Source organism: Actinomyces sp. Marseille-QA0893 (assembly GCF_976954355.1).
Map to the genome: position 1 here is coordinate 559,801 of NZ_CDRJSY010000001.1, position 21,016 is coordinate 580,816.

18 protein-coding genes are annotated in these 21,016 nt (G+C 58.1%); 9 read left to right on the forward strand and 9 right to left on the reverse strand.

Translation table 11 applies throughout. The features are described 5' to 3' along the window. Positions 1 to 37: 37 nt before the first annotated feature. Positions 38 to 1,456, forward strand: a complete 1,419-nt coding sequence (locus tag ACWNMW_RS02635) for a DUF4032 domain-containing protein (RefSeq protein WP_449489925.1) — start codon at positions 38 to 40, stop codon at positions 1,454 to 1,456. 23 nt (positions 1,457 to 1,479) lie between these two features. Beyond that, entirely contained in the window at positions 1,480 to 2,229 is a 750-nt protein-coding gene (locus ACWNMW_RS02640; protein ID WP_449489926.1) for a glycerophosphodiester phosphodiesterase family protein, read from the forward strand. Here the strand turns inward: ACWNMW_RS02640 and ACWNMW_RS02645 are convergent. Beyond that, complete coding sequence (locus ACWNMW_RS02645) at positions 2,226 to 2,846, reverse strand: TrmH family RNA methyltransferase (protein ID WP_449489927.1); 621 nt, start codon at positions 2,844 to 2,846, stop codon at positions 2,226 to 2,228. The two genes, ACWNMW_RS02640 and ACWNMW_RS02645, sit on opposite strands and share 4 nt — an antisense overlap. 49 nt (positions 2,847 to 2,895) lie before the next feature. On the opposite strand from ACWNMW_RS02645, the gene ACWNMW_RS02650 reads away from it, so the two are divergent. From ACWNMW_RS02650 to ACWNMW_RS02670, 5 genes are all read left to right on the forward strand, one after another. Further along, a complete protein-coding gene (locus tag ACWNMW_RS02650; protein ID WP_034501271.1) occupies positions 2,896 to 3,714 on the forward strand; it encodes an HAD-IIA family hydrolase in 819 nt (272 codons plus the stop codon). A gap of 10 nt (positions 3,715 to 3,724) precedes the next feature. Beyond that, positions 3,725 to 4,252 (forward strand): hypothetical protein, encoded by a 528-nt coding sequence (locus tag ACWNMW_RS02655; protein ID WP_449489928.1) that lies wholly within the window; start codon positions 3,725 to 3,727, stop codon positions 4,250 to 4,252. Positions 4,253 to 4,391: 139 nt separating this feature from the next. Continuing rightward, a complete protein-coding gene (locus ACWNMW_RS02660; protein ID WP_449489983.1) occupies positions 4,392 to 5,804 on the forward strand; it encodes an SLC13 family permease in 1,413 nt (470 codons plus the stop codon). Continuing rightward, positions 5,805 to 7,904 carry a sensor histidine kinase gene (locus ACWNMW_RS02665; protein WP_449489929.1) on the forward strand — a complete coding sequence of 700 codons (2,100 nt, stop codon included), beginning with the start codon at positions 5,805 to 5,807 and terminating at the stop codon, positions 7,902 to 7,904. It abuts the gene before it with no gap. After that, entirely contained in the window at positions 7,901 to 8,371 is a 471-nt protein-coding gene (locus ACWNMW_RS02670; protein WP_449489930.1) for a response regulator, read from the forward strand. Before ACWNMW_RS02665 ends, ACWNMW_RS02670 begins: the two co-directional genes overlap by 4 nt. A 78-nt stretch (positions 8,372 to 8,449) precedes the next feature. On the opposite strand, the gene ACWNMW_RS02675 is transcribed toward ACWNMW_RS02670, so the two are convergent. Both ACWNMW_RS02675 and ACWNMW_RS02680 read right to left on the reverse strand, forming a co-directional pair. Then, positions 8,450 to 11,242 (reverse strand): choice-of-anchor M domain-containing protein, encoded by a 2,793-nt coding sequence (locus tag ACWNMW_RS02675; RefSeq protein ID WP_449489931.1) that lies wholly within the window; start codon positions 11,240 to 11,242, stop codon positions 8,450 to 8,452. Between the two features lie 99 nt (positions 11,243 to 11,341). Continuing rightward, on the reverse strand, positions 11,342 to 12,103 hold the full coding sequence (locus ACWNMW_RS02680; protein WP_449489932.1) for an SDR family NAD(P)-dependent oxidoreductase: 762 nt from the start codon (positions 12,101 to 12,103) through the stop codon (positions 11,342 to 11,344). A 39-nt stretch (positions 12,104 to 12,142) separates the two neighbouring features. Here ACWNMW_RS02680 and ACWNMW_RS02685 point away from each other — a divergent pair, with 39 nt between their 5' ends. Continuing rightward, a complete protein-coding gene (locus tag ACWNMW_RS02685; RefSeq protein WP_449489933.1) occupies positions 12,143 to 12,928 on the forward strand; it encodes an exodeoxyribonuclease III in 786 nt (261 codons plus the stop codon). Here the strand turns inward: ACWNMW_RS02685 and ACWNMW_RS02690 are convergent. The 6 genes from ACWNMW_RS02690 to ACWNMW_RS02715 form a co-directional block, all read right to left on the reverse strand. Continuing rightward, positions 12,912 to 13,718, reverse strand: a complete 807-nt coding sequence (locus ACWNMW_RS02690; protein ID WP_449489934.1) for a serine hydrolase domain-containing protein — start codon at positions 13,716 to 13,718, stop codon at positions 12,912 to 12,914. The genes ACWNMW_RS02685 and ACWNMW_RS02690 overlap by 17 nt on opposite strands. A 3-nt stretch (positions 13,719 to 13,721) precedes the next feature. Next, positions 13,722 to 14,495 (reverse strand): TetR/AcrR family transcriptional regulator, encoded by a 774-nt coding sequence (locus ACWNMW_RS02695; RefSeq protein ID WP_314212402.1) that lies wholly within the window; start codon positions 14,493 to 14,495, stop codon positions 13,722 to 13,724. A 112-nt stretch (positions 14,496 to 14,607) separates the two neighbouring features. After that, entirely contained in the window at positions 14,608 to 17,223 is a 2,616-nt protein-coding gene (gene clpB / locus ACWNMW_RS02700) for an ATP-dependent chaperone ClpB (RefSeq protein WP_299060893.1), read from the reverse strand. Between the two features lie 193 nt (positions 17,224 to 17,416). Then, positions 17,417 to 18,262 carry a hypothetical protein gene (locus ACWNMW_RS02705; RefSeq protein WP_449489935.1) on the reverse strand — a complete coding sequence of 282 codons (846 nt, stop codon included), beginning with the start codon at positions 18,260 to 18,262 and terminating at the stop codon, positions 17,417 to 17,419. Then, on the reverse strand, positions 18,225 to 18,998 hold the full coding sequence (locus ACWNMW_RS02710) for a type 1 glutamine amidotransferase (protein WP_034501260.1): 774 nt from the start codon (positions 18,996 to 18,998) through the stop codon (positions 18,225 to 18,227). The genes ACWNMW_RS02705 and ACWNMW_RS02710 overlap by 38 nt, the downstream gene beginning before the upstream one ends. After that, the gene (locus ACWNMW_RS02715) at positions 18,995 to 20,308 is read right to left on the reverse strand and encodes a MurT ligase domain-containing protein (protein WP_449489936.1); all 1,314 of its coding nucleotides are present in this window, start codon (positions 20,306 to 20,308) and stop codon (positions 18,995 to 18,997) included. Before ACWNMW_RS02715 ends, ACWNMW_RS02710 begins: the two co-directional genes overlap by 4 nt. Positions 20,309 to 20,397: 89 nt before the next feature. Here ACWNMW_RS02715 and ACWNMW_RS02720 point away from each other — a divergent pair, with 89 nt between their 5' ends. Then, complete coding sequence (locus ACWNMW_RS02720) at positions 20,398 to 21,006, forward strand: GtrA family protein (RefSeq protein ID WP_449489937.1); 609 nt, start codon at positions 20,398 to 20,400, stop codon at positions 21,004 to 21,006. The last annotated feature ends 10 nt before the right edge of the window (positions 21,007 to 21,016 follow it).

The following is a 21,016-nucleotide window of genomic DNA, read 5'->3' on the forward strand; positions in this document are numbered from 1 at the left end:
CCGTGCCACTTTGCTCAATGAATGCGAGAATAGAGCTATGCCCATTCCCTCAACGCTTGAGATCACAGCAGCGACGGTTGACCCCGCACTGTTGGACTTACCTTGGGATATCCCCCTTGAAGACTGGCCGACGGAGATCCTTGCCGCTCTTCCTCGCGGTATCTCTCGCCACGTCGTCCGTTTCGTCAACCTTTCCGACAGGGTCATCGCGGTCAAGGAAATCGGCGAAAGCGTCGCATACCGCGAATATGAGCTGCTTCGAAATCTGTCGCGTCTAGGTGCACCTTCCGTCCTCCCCACTGCAGTCATCACCGGGCGACGCGACGCCTTTGGCGAAGAACTTGCAGCCGTACTGGTCACCGAACACCTTCAGTTCTCTTTGCCCTACCGCGCGGTTTTTAGCCAGCACATGACCCCCGAAACCGCAGGGCGCTTGATCGACGCCCTCGCAGTTCTTCTGGTCCGTCTTCATCTCCTCGGCTTCTATTGGGGCGATGTTTCTCTTTCAAACACGCTTTTCCGTCGCGACGCCGGATCCTTCTCCGCATACCTCGTTGACGCAGAAACTGGCGAAATCCATCCTTCTCTTACCGAAGGCCAGCGCCTCTACGACGTTGATCTGGCACGCACAAATATCATCGGCGAGTTGATGGACCTTCAAGCAGGATCTTTCTTCCCCGGCGATGAAGATCCCATCGAGGTCGGCGACCGGATTCGCTCGCGCTACTTGGAGCTGTGGAACGAACTCACCGGACCTGAAGTTATTGAATCCAACCAGAAGTGGAGAGTCGCTCAGCGTATCCGCCGCCTGAATGACCTTGGCTTCGAAGTCGGTGAACTCCAGATGTCCTCCGACCTTGATGGAACGCACCTGATCATCACTCCAAAGGTCGTTGATGCCGGCCACCATCACCGCAAGCTCATGCGATTGACGGGCATGGATGTTGGCGAGAATCAGGCACAGCGAATGCTTAATGACATCGAGGCCTATCGTGCGATCACGGGTAAAACCCGAATGCCTCTCGAAATCGTTGCTCATGAATGGATGAACGAAGTTTTCGAACCTGTCATCACCGCTGTTCCCGCTGAGCTTGCTGCGAAACTTGAACCCGCACAGATCTTCCACGAATTCCTCGAGCACCGCTGGTATTTGGCCGAAGAAGCCGGGCGCGATATCCCCCAAGATGAGGCGATCGACTCCTACGTCAAGAGCATTCTTCCGACCAAGCGTGACGAAGCGATGCTGCTGGATCCGGCGCTGATGACCCAACCTGACGAAGGCGCGGCCTCGGAGATGGAAACGCTCACTGAAGAAGAGGGTTTCAGCCGCCAAGAAGAGCGCGCGGGAATCGATGGTATGCACGGGAAAGCCGACGAAACGGAAACGCCCACGGACCGCCCGAAGATGCAATTCGTGCCCGGAGTCGGACTGATCCCCGTCGATGACTATTTCTAGAATTGCGCAGCGAAGGAGAAATAATGACTGAATTCCCAAAGATTTTCGCCCACCGCGGGGCGCCCACGCTCGCGCCCGAAAACACGATCGCTTCCTTCGCGAAGGCCTCGGAAATTGGGGCCCGCTGGTGTGAGTGCGATGTGGGTGTCATGGCGGATGGGACGCTGCTCATCATCCATGACGACACCGTTGACCGCACGACAAATTCCTCGGGTTCCTGGGACTCGTGGGGATACGGTGAGCTGCGCAGGCTCGACGCGGGCGCATGGTTCTCGCCAACCTACCGTTTTGAGCGCATCCCCGAGTTGGCCGATGTTGTCTCCTTTGCCAACTCAACCCAGACCGGCTTCAATTTCGAGCTCAAGCCTCGAGCAGCAGGCCGGCGCCGCGATACTCTCATCGAGAATGTCGAAGTAGCGCTGCGCTCTTTTGCTAACAAGGACAAAATCCTTATTTCTTCATTCGATCACGACCTGCTTCGCGCGGTGCGCGAGGCTATGCCCGAAGTTTCTCTCGCCTGGCTGTGCACCCCAGCGGAAGTGCGCGCAGGAAGCTGGCGCGAGGCCTCGCAGATTGAGTGCACTGCGATCCACCCCTGCGGGCAAGACCTGACCGAGGCCGACGTCCGCGAGATGCTCGACGCCGGCTTTGAGGTCAACGTCTGGACCGTGAATACCCTCGAGGATGCGCGGAAAGCTGCGCAATGGGGCGTTACGGGAATCTTCACCGACCGGGTGCAAGACTTCCCCGCCGAGGCCTTGGCGCGAGCCTAGGAGTACTGAATCACCCACGCCCACATTGCGATTGCTGCGGCGTGGCCGACATTCATTGAACGCGTTGAGCCGCGCTGCGTAATGTGGAGGATTTCGTTGCATTCCCGGCGCATTTCTTCGCTCAAACCGCTTGATTCTTCACCGAAGACTAGGCATGCCCGCTTGGGAAGAGAATGCCCTTCCAGGGGAATAGAGCCGGGAACATTGTCGATTCCAACTGGGATGATTCCTCGTTCGTGCAGTGAGGAAATAAATTCACCGACCTCGGGGTGGTGAATAACCTCCAAGTAGCGATCGGTCACCATGGCTCCGCGCCGGTTCCACCTGCGCCGGCCGACGATGTGGACGCGGCTTACTCCCAGAGCATTCGCGCTACGAACGATTGAGCCGATATTGAAGTCGTGACCGAGGTTTTCGATGGCTATCTCGAAGGGAAGTGCGCGAGAGGCGATGTCGGCAATGATCGCTTCCATCTTCCAATAGCGGTAGCGATCCTCGACATTGCGCCGATCCCCCTCGGCCAAGAGCTGCGGATCGTAGAACTCTTCCGATGGCCAGTTTTCTGGTCCTCCCGGCCAGGGCCCAACGCCAACTTCTGGCTGAGAGTTTTCTTCCATGGTCGCCTTCTTCCTACCGAACGAGCTCGCAAACAGATAGATTAGAGGCATGACGAATTCTCTTTCCACTGCACTGTCGGATATGCCCCCAATTAGCGCCTGGCTTTCGGATATGGATGGCGTTCTGGTTAAGGAAAACCGCGCCCTTCCCGGAGCCCAGGATTTCATCTCCGCGTTGGAAGAGAATGGCATTCCATTCCTGGTCCTGACGAATAACTCGATCTTCACAAACCGCGACTTGTCTGCACGTCTGGCAAATTCGGGCCTGAACGTTCCCGAGGAGCACATCTGGACGTCGGCGAATGCAACCGCCGCATTCTTATCCCAGCAGTCCCCCAATTCTTCCGCCTACGTGATTGGCGAAGCTGGCCTGACGACGGCGATCCACTCAGCCGGATACATCATGACCGATCAGGATCCTGAATTCGTGGTCCTCGGTGAAACCCGCGTCTATGACTTCTACGCTCTGACGACTGCAATCCGATTGATCGAGCGCGGTGCGAAGTTCATCGCGACGAACCCGGATGTTTCTGGTCCTTCAGATGAGGGCACTCTTCCGGCAGCGGGATCAGTCGCCGCGATGATCCAAGCCGCGACCGGCAAGGCCCCCTACTTCGTCGGAAAGCCGAATCCTGTGATGATTCGTGCGGGCCTGAACAAGATCGGTGTTCACTCTGAGAATGCCGCGATGGTCGGCGATCGTATGGATACGGATGTCCGCGCTGGCGTTGAGGCAGGCATGAGGACCTTCCTCGTCCTTTCTGGTTCGACCAGTGCCGAGCAGGTTTCTAATTTCCCCTTCCGCCCCTATCGGATTTACAACGGCATCGGCGATCTGATCCGCTACGTCAATCCTTCGTCCAACTGATAGTGCTGATATGACAACACACGACCCGCATCTTCTGACCCTCCGCGGCCTTGCCGCTCCCCTTCTTCAGTCACCCAATCCTTTGGCTCGTCTCAACGAGCTCACTTTGAGTGCTCAGGGAGCGGCCGTTTGCGGGCATATCCTTATCGATCTTTTGGAAGAACATGACCTTGCCATTGGGGATTATGACCTGGTGATTGCCCCTGAAGGCGATGCGGCTCTTGCAGCGGCGATGATTCACGCTGCAGGAGGTCGAGGGCTCGACCTCGACGCCGTTCTTTTCCTGCCCGCCCAAGGCCCGGCCTCGGCAATCAACAACGCAGAGGGGGAACGCCGCTTCTCGGGTTCCCCACTCTCGGGGCGCAAGGCGGTTCTTTTAGCGAATTCTGCTCTGGCTGATGGAGAAGAGATCCTCGCCGCCGCGACGGAGTGTGGGGCGCAAATCGTGGGTTGCGCCTCGCTTCTCCCGGACGAGGCCGCGCGCGCTTTCGCCGATTCTGCGAGCATCGCGTATTGCTCGCCAGCGCTTGGTGACTAATCATCAAATGGTCATCATCACGTGATGTATGACATATAATTATGCGTACTATTTCCGCAAAGACAACGAGGTCTGCCCAATGGTACGTCGTACGCGCACTACTGCCGCCGTTTCGATTAACCCGCGCTCCGCGCAAAATATGTCGACTCGACCGGCCGATTTTACGAAGAACAAGACGCAGGTTAGCCCCTTCAAGGTGTTCGGCGCTGTCGGTGCATTGGCCTCGATTGTCACCTGTTTACTCATTCAGCTTCCCGGATTGGATGTCTCGGGAACGAGAATGTTCGGAATCTTCTTGGCGGCAATCCTCCTATGGGTGACCGAAGCTGTTCCCCTCGCCGGCACTGCTGTGCTGGTGATTTTCCTTGAGGTTCTCTTCATTTCGGACCACGCTCTTCTCGCGATCCCAGAGAAGGCTCCCGCCTACACGAAGTTCTTTGGCGCGCTGGCAAACCCCGTAATCATCCTCTTCTTGGGCGGTTTTATGGTGGCAGACGGGGCTGCAAAGTACAAGGTCGATCGCGCGCTCTCCGCGGTGCTGTTGAAACCATTCATTGGGAAGCCTCGCCTGACCGTCATGGGTGTCATGCTCATCACCGCAATCATGAGTATGTTCATGTCGAACACGGCGACAACCGCGACGATGTTCGCCGTCATGATGCCCGTCATCATGGCCCTCCCCGAGGGCAAAGCACGCACGGGTATCGCCTTATCGATCCCGGTTGCTGCGAACGTTGGCGGTATGGGCACACCCGTCGGCACTCCCCCCAACGCCATCGCTTTGGGGGCGCTTGAAAACGCGGGCGTCAAGGTGACTTTCTTCCAATGGATGTTGGCCGCGGTCCCACTTATGCTCGTTCTTCTTGCACTTTCGTGGCTTTTCATTGCCTGGCGCTACATCCCCTCTGACGCGCGGTTCAACATCGATACCTCGGCGCGTTTTGAGAAGTCAAAGAATGCCATCATTTTCTACGCAGTCGCGGGAGTAACGATTCTCCTGTGGATGACAGAATCCCTCCACCACATCTCCTCTAACGTCGTCGGCTTCCTGCCGGTCGTGGCCCTCTTGATGACGAAAGTGATGAGCGGTGATGACCTGCGAGCTTTGGACTGGCCTGTTCTGTGGCTGGTCGCGGGCGGCATCGCGCTCGGATCAGGCGTGGCCGCCACCGGCCTCGACAAGTGGATGCTCGGATCGATTCAGTGGGCCTCGATCCCCGGCGCACTGCTCATCTTGGTCCTCGCGTTGGTCGGCTGGGTGACCTCGAACGTCATCTCCCACTCGGCCTCGGCGAACCTCCTGGTCCCAATGGGTATGGGTCTTGCGGCCACGGTTTCCACAAGCGCCGCGGAAATTGCAATTGTCATCGCACTGGGCTGCTCGCTCGGCATGTGCCTGCCCATCTCCACTCCGCCGAACGCGATCGCCTATTCGACGGGGACCACCCCCACGAAGGAAATGGCCATCGTCGGCATCGTCGTTGGAGTGATCGGAATTGTTTTGCTTTCCTTCGTCGCGCCTCTGACCTGGGGTGCGATTGGGGTGATGTAGGTGTCTTTTCCCGAGGCCGACTCCCCTTCCGCGACTGCGCCGGGTCTTGCGCACGGCTGGACGCACGGCCCTTCTTCGCTCGATGCCTCAATTCTGGAGAAAACGAGTGTTCGTAGTGGACATCGGAGCGGTTATCACGTCCATGTTTTGGTTGTCGGCGATAATTCACGCCAACTCGCCGGCCCCCTGACCCGCGATCTCACGCAGTCTTTCCCCAATCTGTGTTTTGACAGGATCGAGAGCGCCGAGGATCTCGCGCTTTTCTTCGAAGGATTGGATGAAGAGGACCACGTTCTTCTCGGCGTTGCCACTGGCGAAGTCGAGGATGTCGATGCGCTCATTGATGCAGCCCGAGTGTCATCACTGATGGCTTCAACTCAGTGGATGCTTGTCACCGATCAAGAACTCCATACGGACCTTGCGGCGTGCACCGAGTCTGGGCATCTGGCTGCGGTCGTGCGTTTCCCCTGGACGGTTCCCCTTTTGTCCGGGCAAGCCTACTCGACGATGCGTCGTTACCTCGAAGAGTGCGGGTACTGCACATACGAGATTCTCGACCTCATTCAAGAACCCCCCTCTTTTGCTGTTCAAGGTCCCATTCTCGAGGGACTCGACCTCAATGAGGACCAGGTCGTACAAGAGCTCCTCGCAGGCGTCGAGCGCGTTTTGGGGCCGAGGCCTCGAATTCGTCTCCCCCGCGGCACGCACCTTCTCACCCAAGGACACCGGGTCGAGGCTGTACACCTGGTTCTTGAGGGGACAGTTTCCCTGCACCGCGATTCTCGCCACGGTGAGGTCCTTGCCCACCTTGCAACCTCGGGTCCACTCATTGGTCTGATTTCGCTCGCTCGAGGAGAAAACGCCTTTTTCACAGCACTAACGACAAGCGAAGCGACCGTCGTGCGTCTGACAACCGAGCAGCTTCAGATCGCGTTAACCGAAGATCCCTCAATTTCGACAGTCTTGACCGCGCTGGCAATTCGTTCATTGACGCGCCGACTCATGCGTGCCGAGGACCTGCACGTGGAAAACGCAATGCTTGCCGAAGACCTCGAACGTCAAAAAGAAGAGTTAGCTGCGACCCTTGAAGATCTTCGCGCAACCCGCGCCGAACTTGTCGAACGCGCGCGTTTTGCCATGCTCGGCGAGCTCAGTGCGGGAATCGCTCACGAACTCAATAATCCCGTGACAGCTCTCCTGCGCGCCGCCGGGCACCTGCGCGAGGACGCTGAAGCGGTGATGGCTTCGCGCGCGCCCGAGGCCTGCCGCAGTGCCCTTGATTGCGCGATGGACTCTCCGCCACTGTCTACTGCACGCGAGAGGGAACTACAAAAAGAACTCCTCCCCATCCTTCACGATCGCAGCGTCATCCGTCAGCTCATTCGCGCTGGTTTAACTGACACTGCCCACGCGCGAACTTTAGCAGACGACCCCGCTCAACTAGAAGCTTTCCAAGCAGGGGCACGCCTAGGAGGCTCATTGCGGTCAGTGTTGGCCTCGGGAGAACGCATTATTTCCCTTACTCAGTCCCTGAAGGGATATGCGCGCCCCGATGCTGACGATCTCAAGGAAGTTGATGTTCGGCGGGGAATCGATGATGTCTTGCGACTGACCTCCCACCGCGTCCACGGTATTGAGGTCGTGTGTGAATACGAGGATGTCCCTCCCATCCTCGCTCACCCAGCCAAGCTCCAGCAGGTGTGGACAAATCTCATTGTCAACGCCGCCGAAGCGATTGAGGATGAAGAGGCGGACCTCAAGGCGCAGGGGCAAGAAGGCGCGGCCTCGGAAAAGATGCTTCCCGCACGAGGCCACGCGGAAGCACGCATCACCATTACCGTCGCAAATTCCGGCGACGGCGTCGAAGTGTGCGTGTGTGATAACGGACCGGGAATTTCTCCGCAGGTCCTTGAACGTATCATGGAACCGCATTTCACGACGAAGGCTGGTCGTGTGCGTTTCGGTTTGGGAATGGGCATGTCCATTGTTCATTCGATCATCGCTGATCTGGGTGGTCAGCTCACTATTGACTCTCACCCGGGGTCCACAATTATGCGGATCCTGCTTCCACTACATCATGTTCACGAGGAGGAATCATGACCCTGACCATTTTGTCCCTCGAAGACGAGGCCGATGTTCGCCAGGCACTGGAACGTGACCTTGAAGATTTCGAGGGCCGCGTCCGTTTGGAGCTCGCGGAAGATGTTGAAGATGCGTGGAGCGTCATCGAAGAAATTACCGATGACGGGGATGAGCTTGCCCTTGTTCTTTCTGACCACCGTCTTCCGGGCAAGTCCGGTGTCGATTTTTTGGTTGAGCTCACTGCAAATCCGCGCTTTGTGTCCGCACGAACAGTGCTGGTGACCGGTCAGGCCGATCAGGCGGATACGATTCGCGCACTCAATCAGGCGGGATTGGACTACTACATTGCCAAGCCGTGGGACCCGGAAGTTTTGCGCGAGGTGGTGCGCACTCAGCTGACGGATTACGTCCTTGAAATGGGGATCGATCCCCTGCCCTACATGCCTGTCTTGGACGGCGTGCGGGTCATGGAGTCGATTCGCTAGAACATTCATCGCGCCAAAACACGGAACCGGCCCGCCTCCTCAGGAGATCGGGCCGGTTCTGACATGGAGTCCTTCGCTTTATCGCATTCTTCTGATGACGACAGCGGTGCCTGCGCCGAGCGCGATCGCTCCGGCCGCCACGGGGATCCACCACCAGCGAGACAATGGTGATCGCGATGGTGCAGCTGGAGAGTCTGCTGCCAAAGCAATGGGATTAGCCTCTGGCGTTTCTTGCGCGTCATCGCTCGGTGAGGTGGATGCTTCCTCCTTATGCTCACCAGCTGGGTTTGTATCCGCACTCGTTGCGCTTTGTGCGCTTCCGCTCGATCCGAAGACCTGTCCTCCCGTCAGGCGTTCAACGGCGCTGACTCGTCCCAGCGGGCTGGCCGATCGCGAGGGTGCAGCATTGGAAGACGCGAGCGCGGGAGCCCCGGGAGCAGGAGGGTTCTGCGTCGCGGGTGAGCTCGCGGGAGAATCCACCGGAGCTTGAGAGGGCTCGGGGGCTGGCGTCGCAGTCGGTGCTTCAGGCGCTGGCTTTGAGGAAGCAGCAGGGGTAGGCGCGATCGGCGCTGCGGATGCGCTCACCGAAGGGGCGGGAGCCAAAGTTGGCTGCTCGGAAGGAAGCGCGGTCGAGGGGCTAGAGGGCTCCGGCTTAGCTGCGGCCTCGTGAATGGAAGCAATCCAACTCACCGGTGCAGCGATTTCCTTGTCGCCATCGAGGGCGCGGATCTGCAGGCGATAGCGACCTGGGCGCGAGAAGACCCAATTCGCGTGCATGTGAGTTGGCGAATCCGTGTGAATTCGCGAGAGCGCGGGGTTCGCAGAATCGATCATGACCTGTGCTGGGCCACCGAAGGTGCCCGTTTGGAAGAACGCGACTCGGGAGTCCTTCGGAGATTCAAGTACGCGGACTTCATAATCGATTCCCTTGGGGAAGACAGAATAGTCAATTCCTTCCGTGCTCACTCCCGGCCAGACGATGTCGGGGTTCTGGGTTTCAGGCAGCACATAGCTGGATTCACCAATCGCACCGAGGACGTCATAGCTTGGGTCTGTCAGGCTCTGAGGGCGTGTAAAGCGGGCGTTGACACCGACCTTCCAGGTCACTGAATCGATTGAGCGCATGACCGAGGTCTTCTCACCCGTGAGTGAATCGTCCTTGAGCACCAGCGAGTACTTCGTGGGACTAGAAGAATCTGCGCGAAGACGCAGGTCCATGTGTCCGTGCGTGAGCTCAACCGGATTCGTCTTCAGCTCGTCAGCTGCGTGGTCGTTGCTCGTGTCTGGAATATTCGGGGCGGGCGATGCAGATGCAGACGGCTGCGGCGTAGGAATGAGCGGCTGTGTCGTTGGTGCTGGAGTGGGCTCAACCGCGTTTCCACCCGGCCACATCTTCAACTTCAGATCAAGCCCGAATGATGAAGACAATTCGACATCTTCTTGTGCCTTCGTGGTCATCGAGGCTAAGGACTTCGGGTGCGGGCGAACAGTGAATTTCATATACATGGGCTGGCCCACGCAGGCCCCAAGGTCTTGGTGCTGAACATCGATTCCGCCCTTCCCGAGCGTGCCTTCAATGGCGCACCACGGCGAGAAATCGTATTCACTCTCAAAGAACTCAACCTTGTAGGCTGCGCGCAATTCGGGATCATCGGCTTGGACCTGAACTGTGTATTGGTCTTCGCTTCCTTCCTTACGGACATAGGAGACATGAACCCCTGGACGCGACACGGAAATCTGCGTGGGGTCCCAGACGGGGCTTGGGTCCGGGTTCGATGGCTCAATGATGACTGAGCTCGATCGGGTGACGCGTACTTCCGCTCGATCTCGCTGAGAAAATGCCTGAGGTGTCGAGGCCCAGCGCGCGGCCCCGCTTCCGGCCTCGGGAATGAAGACCGCCTGAATCAGCGCATCATCATCGCCGAGGAGTTCGCGTACCTGCGCACGCCCATCGACGACGGGTTCTTCGGTGAGAAAGTATCCATTGACGGTGAGCCATAGACGTCCTTGATCCCCCGGATTTCCACTGTTGAAGGTGATCTCGCTGAGGTGCTGGTCGCCAGGATGTTCACGCTGCGCATTGGGCGCAAGCGTGAGGGAAGGACGCGCCTGAGCGCCGTCACTGCGCTCGGTGGGTGCCGCCGCGAAGGCCTCGTGAATGTCCTTGATGCTTCCAGAAGCAGGATTCGAGCCGCCTACCTGCCAAGTCAGTGACTGGATGGGAGAGGTGTAAATAGTCGTGCCATCAATCGAACGGGCATTAACGCGGAAGCGTGCCTGGTAGCGGCCGGGCTGTGTAAAGGTCGTGAAGAGGTGCGTGTGGCGCGGGTTGTAAACCGAACGATATGCAAGATCGTGACTGGAGAGGAAACGAGAGACTGAGTCTCCGTGGTCGATAAACATTTCCATCCGGCCGGGGCCATCGACATTGATGAGGTCGAGCGTGTAGGTGCTTCCGTCAAATTCATCAGGAGCCGCCCACTCAACCGAGGAGTCAGCTCCAAGGCCTGCCCAGATTGGAGTGTTATTAGGACCGGGGTTTTGCGGGGCCGCGTTGAGCACCGAGTGCTCGGGACCCAAGAAAGCAAGATCGGGGCGCTTCTCGGGGACTTCTAGTTGATACTTCGCATCCTGTGCACCGCTTCCCGCCCACGCTTTTGGCAGCCATAGGACAGTCTTCTCAACGGGCATATTGATGGTGTTCATGGTGAAACTACGCGTGTCAGCATGCCAGATGGGAATGGGAGCATCGACGTGTTGTCCCGTGACGACCCATTCGGTATCACGGTCGGGTCCTGCCCATGCCACTTGGGGGGCAAACACGAGGGAAAGGGCAAGGGCACCCGCAGAAATCAGTCTTTTTATTCTCATAATGAGAATCATTATCACTCTATAAAAGGGGCGCCGTCAATTTCATGACAATGCCACACGCCTCCTTCGCCGAGCCTCACGCCCTAAAAGCACGGCGCTTCACATATGCGGAATGCTGCGCATCACCCTCCGCGTGAGCCAACGCGGAGAAACCCGCATGGCGCCCATCGCAAGTTTGTAAACGGGACGCGGCGTAACGAGCACCTGTCCCCGGCGAACCGCATCCAAGGCCTCGGAAACAACTTGCTCAGGGCTTGCCCACAGCCACTGCGGCGCTGCGGACATATCGACTCCTGCGGCCTCGAAGAAGTTCGTATGCACGGGTCCTGGACACACCGCAGTCACCGTCACACCACTCCCCCGTAGTTCCTCTGAAAGCCCCTCACTAAAGGCTCTGATCCACGCCTTGTGCGCACTGTAGGTCCCTGCACCCGTCTCCGAAGCAACTGAAGAGAGATTGCAAATCGCCCCGCGCCCGCGAGCGCGCATTGCCCGAGCTGCCGCATAGCTCAAAACCATGGGAGCGCGAACCATCACGTCCAGCGCATTCTCCTCAGCCTCAAGGGAGTTATCAACAAAGGCCTTCCCCAATGCGAACCCTGCATTATTGACCAGCAAACCGATGGGCGCTTCATCTTGGCGAAGACGCGCGGCTACGCGTTCAACATCTTCTGTGACGCTAAGATCCGCAACGAGTACCTCTACGGCTACACCCGCGATCTGGCGGAGTTGCTCAGCCAGCTCCTCGAGTTTATCCTTGCGTCGCGCGACCACAACCACATCGTGGTGCGCCGCAGCCAGTTGCCAACAAAATTCCTCGCCGATACCAGAGGTTGCCCCGGTCACAAGTGCTGTACCCATGGCGATTATTTTAGGTCCTGCCGCGTATGCTGGGGTGCCATGAGGCTTGCAACATGGAACGTTAACTCAATTCGCACCCGCGTCGAACGCGTCATCGCTTTCCTTGAGCGCGCCGATATCGACGTCTTGGCAATGCAAGAAATTAAGTGCAAGCCCGAGCAGTTCCCCATTGAAGCCTTTCACGAGGCCGGCTATGAAGTCCGTATGCACGGCCTCAACCAGTGGAACGGTGTTGCCGTCGCTTCCCGCCTCCCAGTCGTTTCAACCGAGGTCAACTTCCCTGGCCAGCCTGGCTTCGGTGATCCTGAAGTCGTTGAGGCTCGCGCACTGGGAGTCACCGTCCTCGATGGAGACCAGGAAGTTACAACCTGGAGCCTGTACGTGCCCAACGGTCGCGAGCTTGATCATCCGCATTACACCTACAAACTGCGATGGCTTCGCGCTCTTCTTGAGGTCGGAGATACCTGGCTTGAGCAGGGCCGCCAGATCGCGCTTGTTGGGGACTGGAATATTGCACCCTACGACCACGATGTCTGGGATATCAAGGCGTTTAAGGGACAAACCCACGTCTCACAGCCCGAACGCGAGGCGTTCTTTGCCTTTGCGCAGCACGGATGGGATGAAGTTACCCGCGAGCGCGTCTCCCAATACACCTACTGGGATTACCAAAAGCTCCGCTTCCCGAAGAACGAGGGAATGCGCATCGACTTCATCTACGCCTCGCCGCAATTGGCCGCGCGCATGGTCTCTGCTTCGATCGATCGTGATGAACGCAAGGGTAAGGGCGCTTCCGATCACGTTCCCGTGATCATTGACCTCGCATAGCGTGCAAGATTTCCTCGTTCAGGGCGCTCCAATTGTCGCGGTGCCACGGACCAAAAGGCTCTTCGCCTAAGAAAACTGCACGTTCGCCTGAAAGAGGATCGACCCACAGGAAAGATCCCGACTGTCCAAAGTGACCGAAGGTCTTTCCCGAAGAAGAGGGCGCAGTCCAATGCGCCTGCTTTTCGCCTTTAATTTCCGCACCGATTCCCCAAGGACAGGGACGAAAATTTCCGTATCCGGGAACAATCCCATCTAGATGGGGGAAATGAACACTGGTTGCCAGGTCAAGGAGTTCAGCACTGATCAGCGTCGGGTGAGAAAGTTCGCGAGCAAAAAGCATGAGGTCTTCCGCGTGGGCGTAGCCCGAATATGCCGGAGAGCCTTCAACTGTGAGGCTTGCCAGTCCCAGTGGCTCAGCGATCGTTTCTTCGATCCAGCGACCAATCTCTGTTCCCGTGGCTTCTTCAAGCATGTCTGCGGCCGCTTCAATTCCCGCATTGGAGTAGATCCTGCGGGTGCCCGGCGGGCGCGTAATGGCGCGCTCCCCCATTGCCATTCCCGAGGCGTGGGAAAGCAGGTGCTCAAGCGTCACCCCCGGATAGGGAGCGGGCGCACTCAAAGTAACGAGGCCTCGGGAGATCGCAATCAATGCTGAGTAGGCGGTGAATAGTTTCGTCACCGAGGCGAGGGGGAAGACTTCGCGTGCGTCCCCTGAAGCGAGGGAAGCCCCCGCGTCGTTTTCCGCGAGAATCGAGGCACGGAAGGGAATAGAGAGCAACTGCGGGGTCATCGACTACTTCGAGGAGCTGGAGTACTCCACGAGGAGCTGCTGGAAGGGTGCAGCAGCCTTGCGCGGAATCATCGATCCCAGGGCAAGAAGTTGCTCAGCGCTGTAGTGGAGCTCGCGAACGGCAAAGGCGAGGTACTTGACGATAAGTTCGCGGCTATCGAAACGCTCGCCGTCCCAACCGCCAAGGATCACCATGCCATACCAGCGCTCAACGAGCCGGCGAGTATCAACGGGGTTCTCCGGGTCGCGATCGGGCATTTTCTCCGCGAGACGTTCAAGCAGCTGCAGCATTGCTTCGACTCGATAGGAGAAGTGATCGTGTGCGGGGTGGCTTTCATTGACCGATTCGACGGTGAACACGCGATCCAAGTCGGTCATGATCTGATTGTCACTTGCTGCAGCAAGACGAAGGTGAGCAGCAATCCACTCATTCATCGTGTCAACTTTGGCACCACGCTCTTCCAGAACAAGCTGGTCAGCTTCGCCCTCGACGCCTTCGCGGGTAACGACATCGACGTCGAAAATTCCGAAAGCATCTTCAAAAGCATGGATAACGTGAAGAACGAGCGCGTCTTTCGTTGGGAAGTGGTACATCACGGTCGGATGTGAGACGCCAATTTCGTCGGCGAGGTCTCGCAGCGAGAAACCGTAATAGCCGCGAGTTGACAATAGCTGCGCCGCACCGCGGATGATTGTTGTCCGGGTGGAACGCCCAACGGAGTAGCTGCCTCGCTTCTTGCGAGTTGCTCCGCTTTGCACACCTTCGTCGTCGCTCACGGCTACCTCCTTCATTCTTCAGTTCTGCTCTGTTACTTGGGATAACTATTAGAGTCTATGCGAAAAAATGGGTGGCGCGAAATTATCGCGCCACCCAAAGGTATTTTCGTGATCAACGACCTATGATCTCGATTTTCAGCTCTTCAAGATCATCGCTGACATCGATGAGGACTTGCTCTCCGTCAGTGAGTTCACCACTGAGGAGGAGCTTTGCCAAACGGTCACCAATCTCGCGCTGAATGAGACGACGCAAGGGACGAGCACCGTAAGCCGGATCGTATCCGCGCCTAGTCAGCCAGCCACGGGCGCCTTCAGTGACGCTCAGGCTAATGCGACGATCCTTGAGTCGCTCGGCCATGGAATCAACTAAGAGGTCGACAATTCCAGACAGATCATCGGGGCTGAGCGGGTCGAAAATAACCGTTTCATCCAGACGATTGAGGAACTCAGGCTTGAAGGAGGCGCGCACGGCGTTCATCACGCCCTCACGCTTTTCTTCGTCACTGAGGTCCGGATCGGTGAGGAACATCGATCCCAGATTCGAGGTCAGGATCAAGATGGTGTTCCTGAAGTCGACAGTGCGTCCCTGGCCGTCGGTGAGACGACCGTCGTCCAAGACCTGCAAGAGAATATTGAAGATCTCAGGGTCAGCCTTCTCAACTTCGTCCAAGAGGACGACGCTGTAGGGGCGACGGCGCACGGCCTCGGTCAGTTGACCGCCCTGCTCGTAACCAACGTATCCCGGAGGGGCACCGACGAGGCGCGCAACCGAGTGTTTCTCGGAGTACTCCGACATGTCGATTCGAACCATCGCACGTTCATCGTCGAAGAGGAACTCGGCCAAAGACTTGGCAAGCTCCGTCTTACCGACGCCCGTGGGGCCGAGGAAGAGGAAGGATCCGGTCGGCCTGTTCGGATCGGACAGCCCGGCGCGTGAACGACGAACCGCGTCCGAGACCGCGCGAACAGCGTCCTTTTGCCCGATCAAGCGGTGGGCAATGACGTCTTCCATGTGGACGAGCTTTTCACTTTCGGTTTGAAGCAGTTTGCCCACAGGGATCCCGGTCCAGGATTCGACGACCTCTGCGATTTCGGTGGGACCAACCTTTTCGGCGATCATGGGTTCTGCCGAATCGGAGTTCTTCTCCTCGGCTTCAACCTTTTCTTCCTCTTCGCGAATCTGGCGTTCGATCTGGGGAATATCGCCGTTTTGGAGGCGTCCAGCCTCATCGAAACGACCCGCGCGGATTGCAAGTTCAAGCTGGGTGCGCAATTCATCCAATTGCACGCGAAGCTCGCCGACACGATTATGTCCAGCCTTCTCCGCTTCCCAGCGACTGGTCAGAGCAGACAGCTCCTCATTCTTGTTCGCTAGGTCCTCACGCAGCTTCTCGAGGCGCTCTGCCGTGGCCTCGTCCAAACCATCGGGGTCAGACTCGGTCAGGTAGGACTCTTCCATGCGCAGGCGGTCCACCTGGCGGCGTAGAACGTCGATCTCCTCAGGGGAGGAATCCAGTTCCATGCGCAGGCGGGAGGCGGCCTCGTCGATCAGGTCAATCGCCTTATCGGGAAGCTGACGGCCGGTGATGTAGCGGTCGGACAGCTGTGCGGCTGCAACCAGAGCACCGTCAGAGATGGTGATCTTGTGGTGCGCCTCGTACTTGGGGGCAATACCACGCAAGATTGCGACGGTATCCTCGACCGAAGGCTCACCAACGAAAACCTGCTGGAAACGACGCTCAAGCGCGGGGTCCTTTTCGATGTTCTCGCGGTACTCATCCAGAGTGGTTGCGCCGACCATGCGGAGCTCGCCACGGGCAAGCATGGGCTTGAGCATATTGCCCGCGTCCATTGCCCCTTCAGAGCCGCCACCGGCACCGACGACCGTATGAAGCTCGTCGATGAAGGTGATGATTTCACCATCGGAGCGTTCGATCTCATTGAGAACAGCCTTGAGGCGTTCCTCGAATTCACCACGGTACTTCGCCCCCGCAACCATCCCGGTCAGGTCAAGAGCGATGAGCTTCTTGTTCTTCAGGGATTCGGGCACGTCGCCCGCGACGATTCGCTGGGCCAGGCCTTCCACGACTGCAGTCTTACCAACGCCGGGCTCACCGATGAGAACAGGATTGTTCTTGGTTCGACGAGACAGCACTTGGATCACGCGGCGAATCTCGCTATCACGACCAATCACCGGGTCTAACTTGCCTTGGCGTGCCACCTCAGTGAGGTCGCGACCGTACTTCTTCAGGGCCTCGAAGGAGCCTTCAGGATCGGCGCTGGTAATGGGATCGGGGCGAAGCTCATCAAGAGCCTTCTGCAAGCGTTCTGCGGTTGCGCCGTTTTCGCGCAGGATTTCGCCGGCGCTATCGTCATTTGCGGCCAACGCAATAAGCAGGTGCTCTGTAGAAACGTAGGCGTCTCCCTTAGCTTCTGCGCGCTTGCGGGCATCGTTAATCACCTGGATCAGGCCGCGCGAAGTTTGCGGCTGGGCGACACTCGAACCGCTGGTTGAGGGCAGCGCCACCAGCGCATTGCGCGTACGAGCACCGATTTGCTGCGGGTTTGCGCCAATTGCTTGAAGCAGGGAGTAGGCAATGCCCTCGCCCTGTTCAAGAAGTGCTTCCAAGAGGTGCAGAGAATCCACCTGCGGGTTCCCAGCGGCCTGTGCCGACTGGACCGCGCTGCTCACTGCCTCTTGGGCTTTGCTTGTAAATTGTTCAGTCATCATTCCTCCTGCCGCTCATTACGGGCGGCTTTATTCGTTCTGACTAACACAACGTCAACAAACTTGAGTCTATTCCACTCAACTTTATTTTTCTGCACGAATCAGCATTCGAAGGCACATTTCACAAAAAAGAAAAGAACGCTGAATCTGACGCATAACACGCCAGCTCAGCGTTCCCCATATGAGAGCAGTTTTAGCGCGAACGACGCAGGTAGATTCCCAGACCTATCACGCTCAAACCCAGCATTCCAACGACACTTGACCACGTCATCGCGTCGGGAGCCTTCGACAGGGCCGCAGACTCACTAAAGCCAGTCATTCCAACCATTTTCACGCCGTCGGGAGAACAACTCAGAGTGTATTCACCGGGGGTAAGCCCGGAGACAGTCCACTGATTAAGAGTGACCTGCATCGGGTGCTCGCCACCATCAGCGCCCCGCAAGCTACACGTCTGTGCACTCCCAGCGGTGATCTGCACGACGTAGCCGCCACTGGAATCAACCGTCACGCTTTGACTATTGGACACCTCGCGAAGGCTCGACTGCATCGCCGAGAAATCGGTGCCAGAAAAGGCAATAGCAAAGAAGAGCACAGGGGCACATATAACGGACATGACAATGCCGAGGAGAATGACCCAACCTCCACGCTTACGCGCGCGTGGCACTGCTGCGACCGAAGAGGGATCAACAGGCGCCTGCGCGGGTGGCGCGTAGCCCAGCGGCCCACCTGACGTACGTAAACGAATTCTTCCCGATTCTCCTTCACGAGGCAGTCGCCGGCTAGGACCGTCACTCTCCTGTGCAGCAGGCGCTGCAGCGTCGTCGGAAGAAGATGACGAGGCCTCGACAGAGGGATCGAAGCGAGCAAAGCGCGGGGTACGCGCGGGGGCAACGACCTCGCCGTACTGCTCCCAGGGAACCGAGGACGGAGAGGAAGGGGCTGCACTCTCCTGCGATTCATCCTGCCACTGCGGCGAACGGGCTCCGAAACGCGGCTGATCCTCAGCGGCCATCGCGATCCAATCGCGAGATCGTCGCACCTAGGCGTTCCTTGCGAAGTTCATCGACACCGGGAATCTCGAGAGGTTCAAGCTTGTGTCCACAAGCGCGCTCAAGGAGCAAATCAGCCAACTGCGGATTGCGGGCAAGAACTGGCCCGTGCAGGTAGGTGGCGATAATCGACCCCTGGACAGCACCGTCGATTGCTCGAGACTGTTCAGCTTCACCCTCGCCGCCTTGACGATCAGCAGGCAAGATCGAATTTCCGTTACCGAAAAGAACCCTGCCCAAGGGACGTGCCAGCGGCCCTAGGCGACTGCCACCACCGTGGTTCTCAAAACCTGTCAAGGGCTCGGTCAGCCCCTCAATTTCGGGTTGAACAACGAGTTCACCAATGGAGCGCTTACCCTGCGGCAAGGTCGTAAGGTCCAAGAGTCCCAGGCCAGAAACCTTGCGATTACGCGCATCCGTGTACCAGTGACCAAGGATCTGCAGGGAAGCACAGATTGCAAGGAGAGGGCGACCGGCCTCGACCGCACGCTTCAGACCAGAATCGGCGGTGAAGGTCTCAACTGCTAGCTCCTGAGCGGCGTCCTCTCCCCCACCGAGGGTGTAGATATCGAGGTCATCGGGGATTGCATCCCCCACACCGACGTACTCGATCCGGGCATCGATTCCGCGGCGGCGCGCACGCTCCGCCAAAACCAGAGCATTGCCACCGTCAGCGTAAGTCCCCAAGACCTCGGGAAGAAGAACACCAATTCTCAACGCGCTCATTCTGCTTCCTCCGCTTCACGATGAGAGTCCAAAACCCGCTTGAAGTCGCGCAGAGCCGTGTAGTTCAGCAAGATTTCAACGCGACCAGGGGTACATGCTCGAAGCGCTTCCATGGGTAAGGGGAAGAGTTCACAATGCACACCCGCATATTCCAAGCGCACCGCGAGATCAGCGCCGCGCTCACCGCAGGCGTAAACCTTGCGCGCCGGCGCACCCAAGACTGAGAAATCAACGTCCCACAGCCACGAGAGATCCTGACCGTCAGCAACCTGGCCGTTCACGGCAACGATCACCTGATCGACAGCCGGATCGATCATGTACATGGCTTCTTGCCAGCCTGCGGGGTTCTTCGCCAGCATGAGTCGCGCCAGACGCCCATGAATCTCGTAGGTCGAGTAGCGTCCCGCAACTTCTTCAACCTGTGACATCGCGCGGCACGCAGCCTGCGGGTCTACGCCCATCGCAACCGCTGCAGCCAAGGCCTCGAGAGCATTCGAAAGGTTTGCGCGTCCAGGAAGGGACAAGCGAAGAGGAATGCGCAGCCCGTCCTTCCTGCACGCAACAGCAGCAGGGTGAGCAGCATCGGAGAGATCTTCGTCTTCCAGCCACCACATGGGTTCGGGACGCTGGTATTTCTCCAAGCCTTCTTCACCCGAAAGGGAGGTCAAGGGAACCACTCGCCACGAATCATCGGAATGGATCACGCGTCCACCCCGAGGAAATGCGGTCGAGTCCCCCATCCAGGCATGTCCCGCTGCAACCCATTGAACATTGGGGCTATCCCAGGCAGCAGAGGCAATCAGCGGATCGTCACAGTTCGCGATGACAATGCTGTCGGGATGCTCATTAACGGCCTTGCGCAGGCGACGTTCCACCGCACCGATTTCGCCCACGCGATCCAGTTGATCACGCGAAAGGTTCAGTAAGACGATCGCTTGAGGGTTGACGAAGCGACTGACCACCGGCATGTGCATTTCATCGACCTCGAGGGCAGCCAGCGGCGCGTGAGAGCGCATCAGAGCGGTCGTGATTCCCGGCGTCATATTGTCACCGTTGGTATTGGAAGCAACCTCACCGATTGCAAAGAGAGCCGCGCGCAGCAGTCGAGTCGTGGTCGACTTTCCGTTCGTTCCCGAAACGACGGCGCTGCGGCGATGAGCAGCAAGATCGGCGAGCAAATTCGGGGCAAGTTTCAGCGCGACTTTGCCGCCGATCATTCCTCCCGATCCGCGGCCCAGCCTGCGCGATGCCCAACTGGCGCTTGTCCCAGCAGCAATTGCCACACGCGAACGCAAAGTCAATGAAGTCATGGAAACAACACTACATGCCTCCATGCTTCATAGCTTCTCCACAGCTTGGACATAAACCACACAGATTTGCGGTGGGCACAGTTAATGTCATGAACACGAACGCAGAACTCACCGCTCGCAGCGCAGCACGCACACAGGCCTCGGCTATGAGCGCATTCGCCACCTCGGCGATGCGCAAGGCCACCCAGGCTATCCGCGCCAATGCACGAGTCCTGCGTTACCTGGCCTCGTCGCTTTCTTCCACCGCTGTGGACTACACGCTGCTCTTGGTCTTTAACGCGACGATCGGCGGCGTCTTCTTGCCGGTCGCGCTGGCACGCGTCTCTTCGTGCACGATGAATTACACAATGAACCGCAAGGTTTTTAACGCACGAGGCGGAGTTGTGGCAACCGCGATCCGTTACGCGATCATGGCAGCGAGCGTGATGACCATGTCCTACCTGATGATTCAGGCTTTGGTCTCCGCCGGAATGGCACTGTGGATGGCCTCGCTGACTGCAAGCAGTTCCTTGTTCATCGTGAACTACTTGGGGCAGAACTTCTTCGTCTTTGGCACCTTGGCTGATTTCCGCGTGTTCATTACCGAGGCCGCCGCTTCCGTGAGCCTTTTCGCTTCCCGGGCAGCAACTGCTTGTGCGTCTGCAATCCGCGGCATTGTTGCTCGCCTGCGCGGACGTGAGCTGGTTTTAGCTGCCTAACTCTCATAAC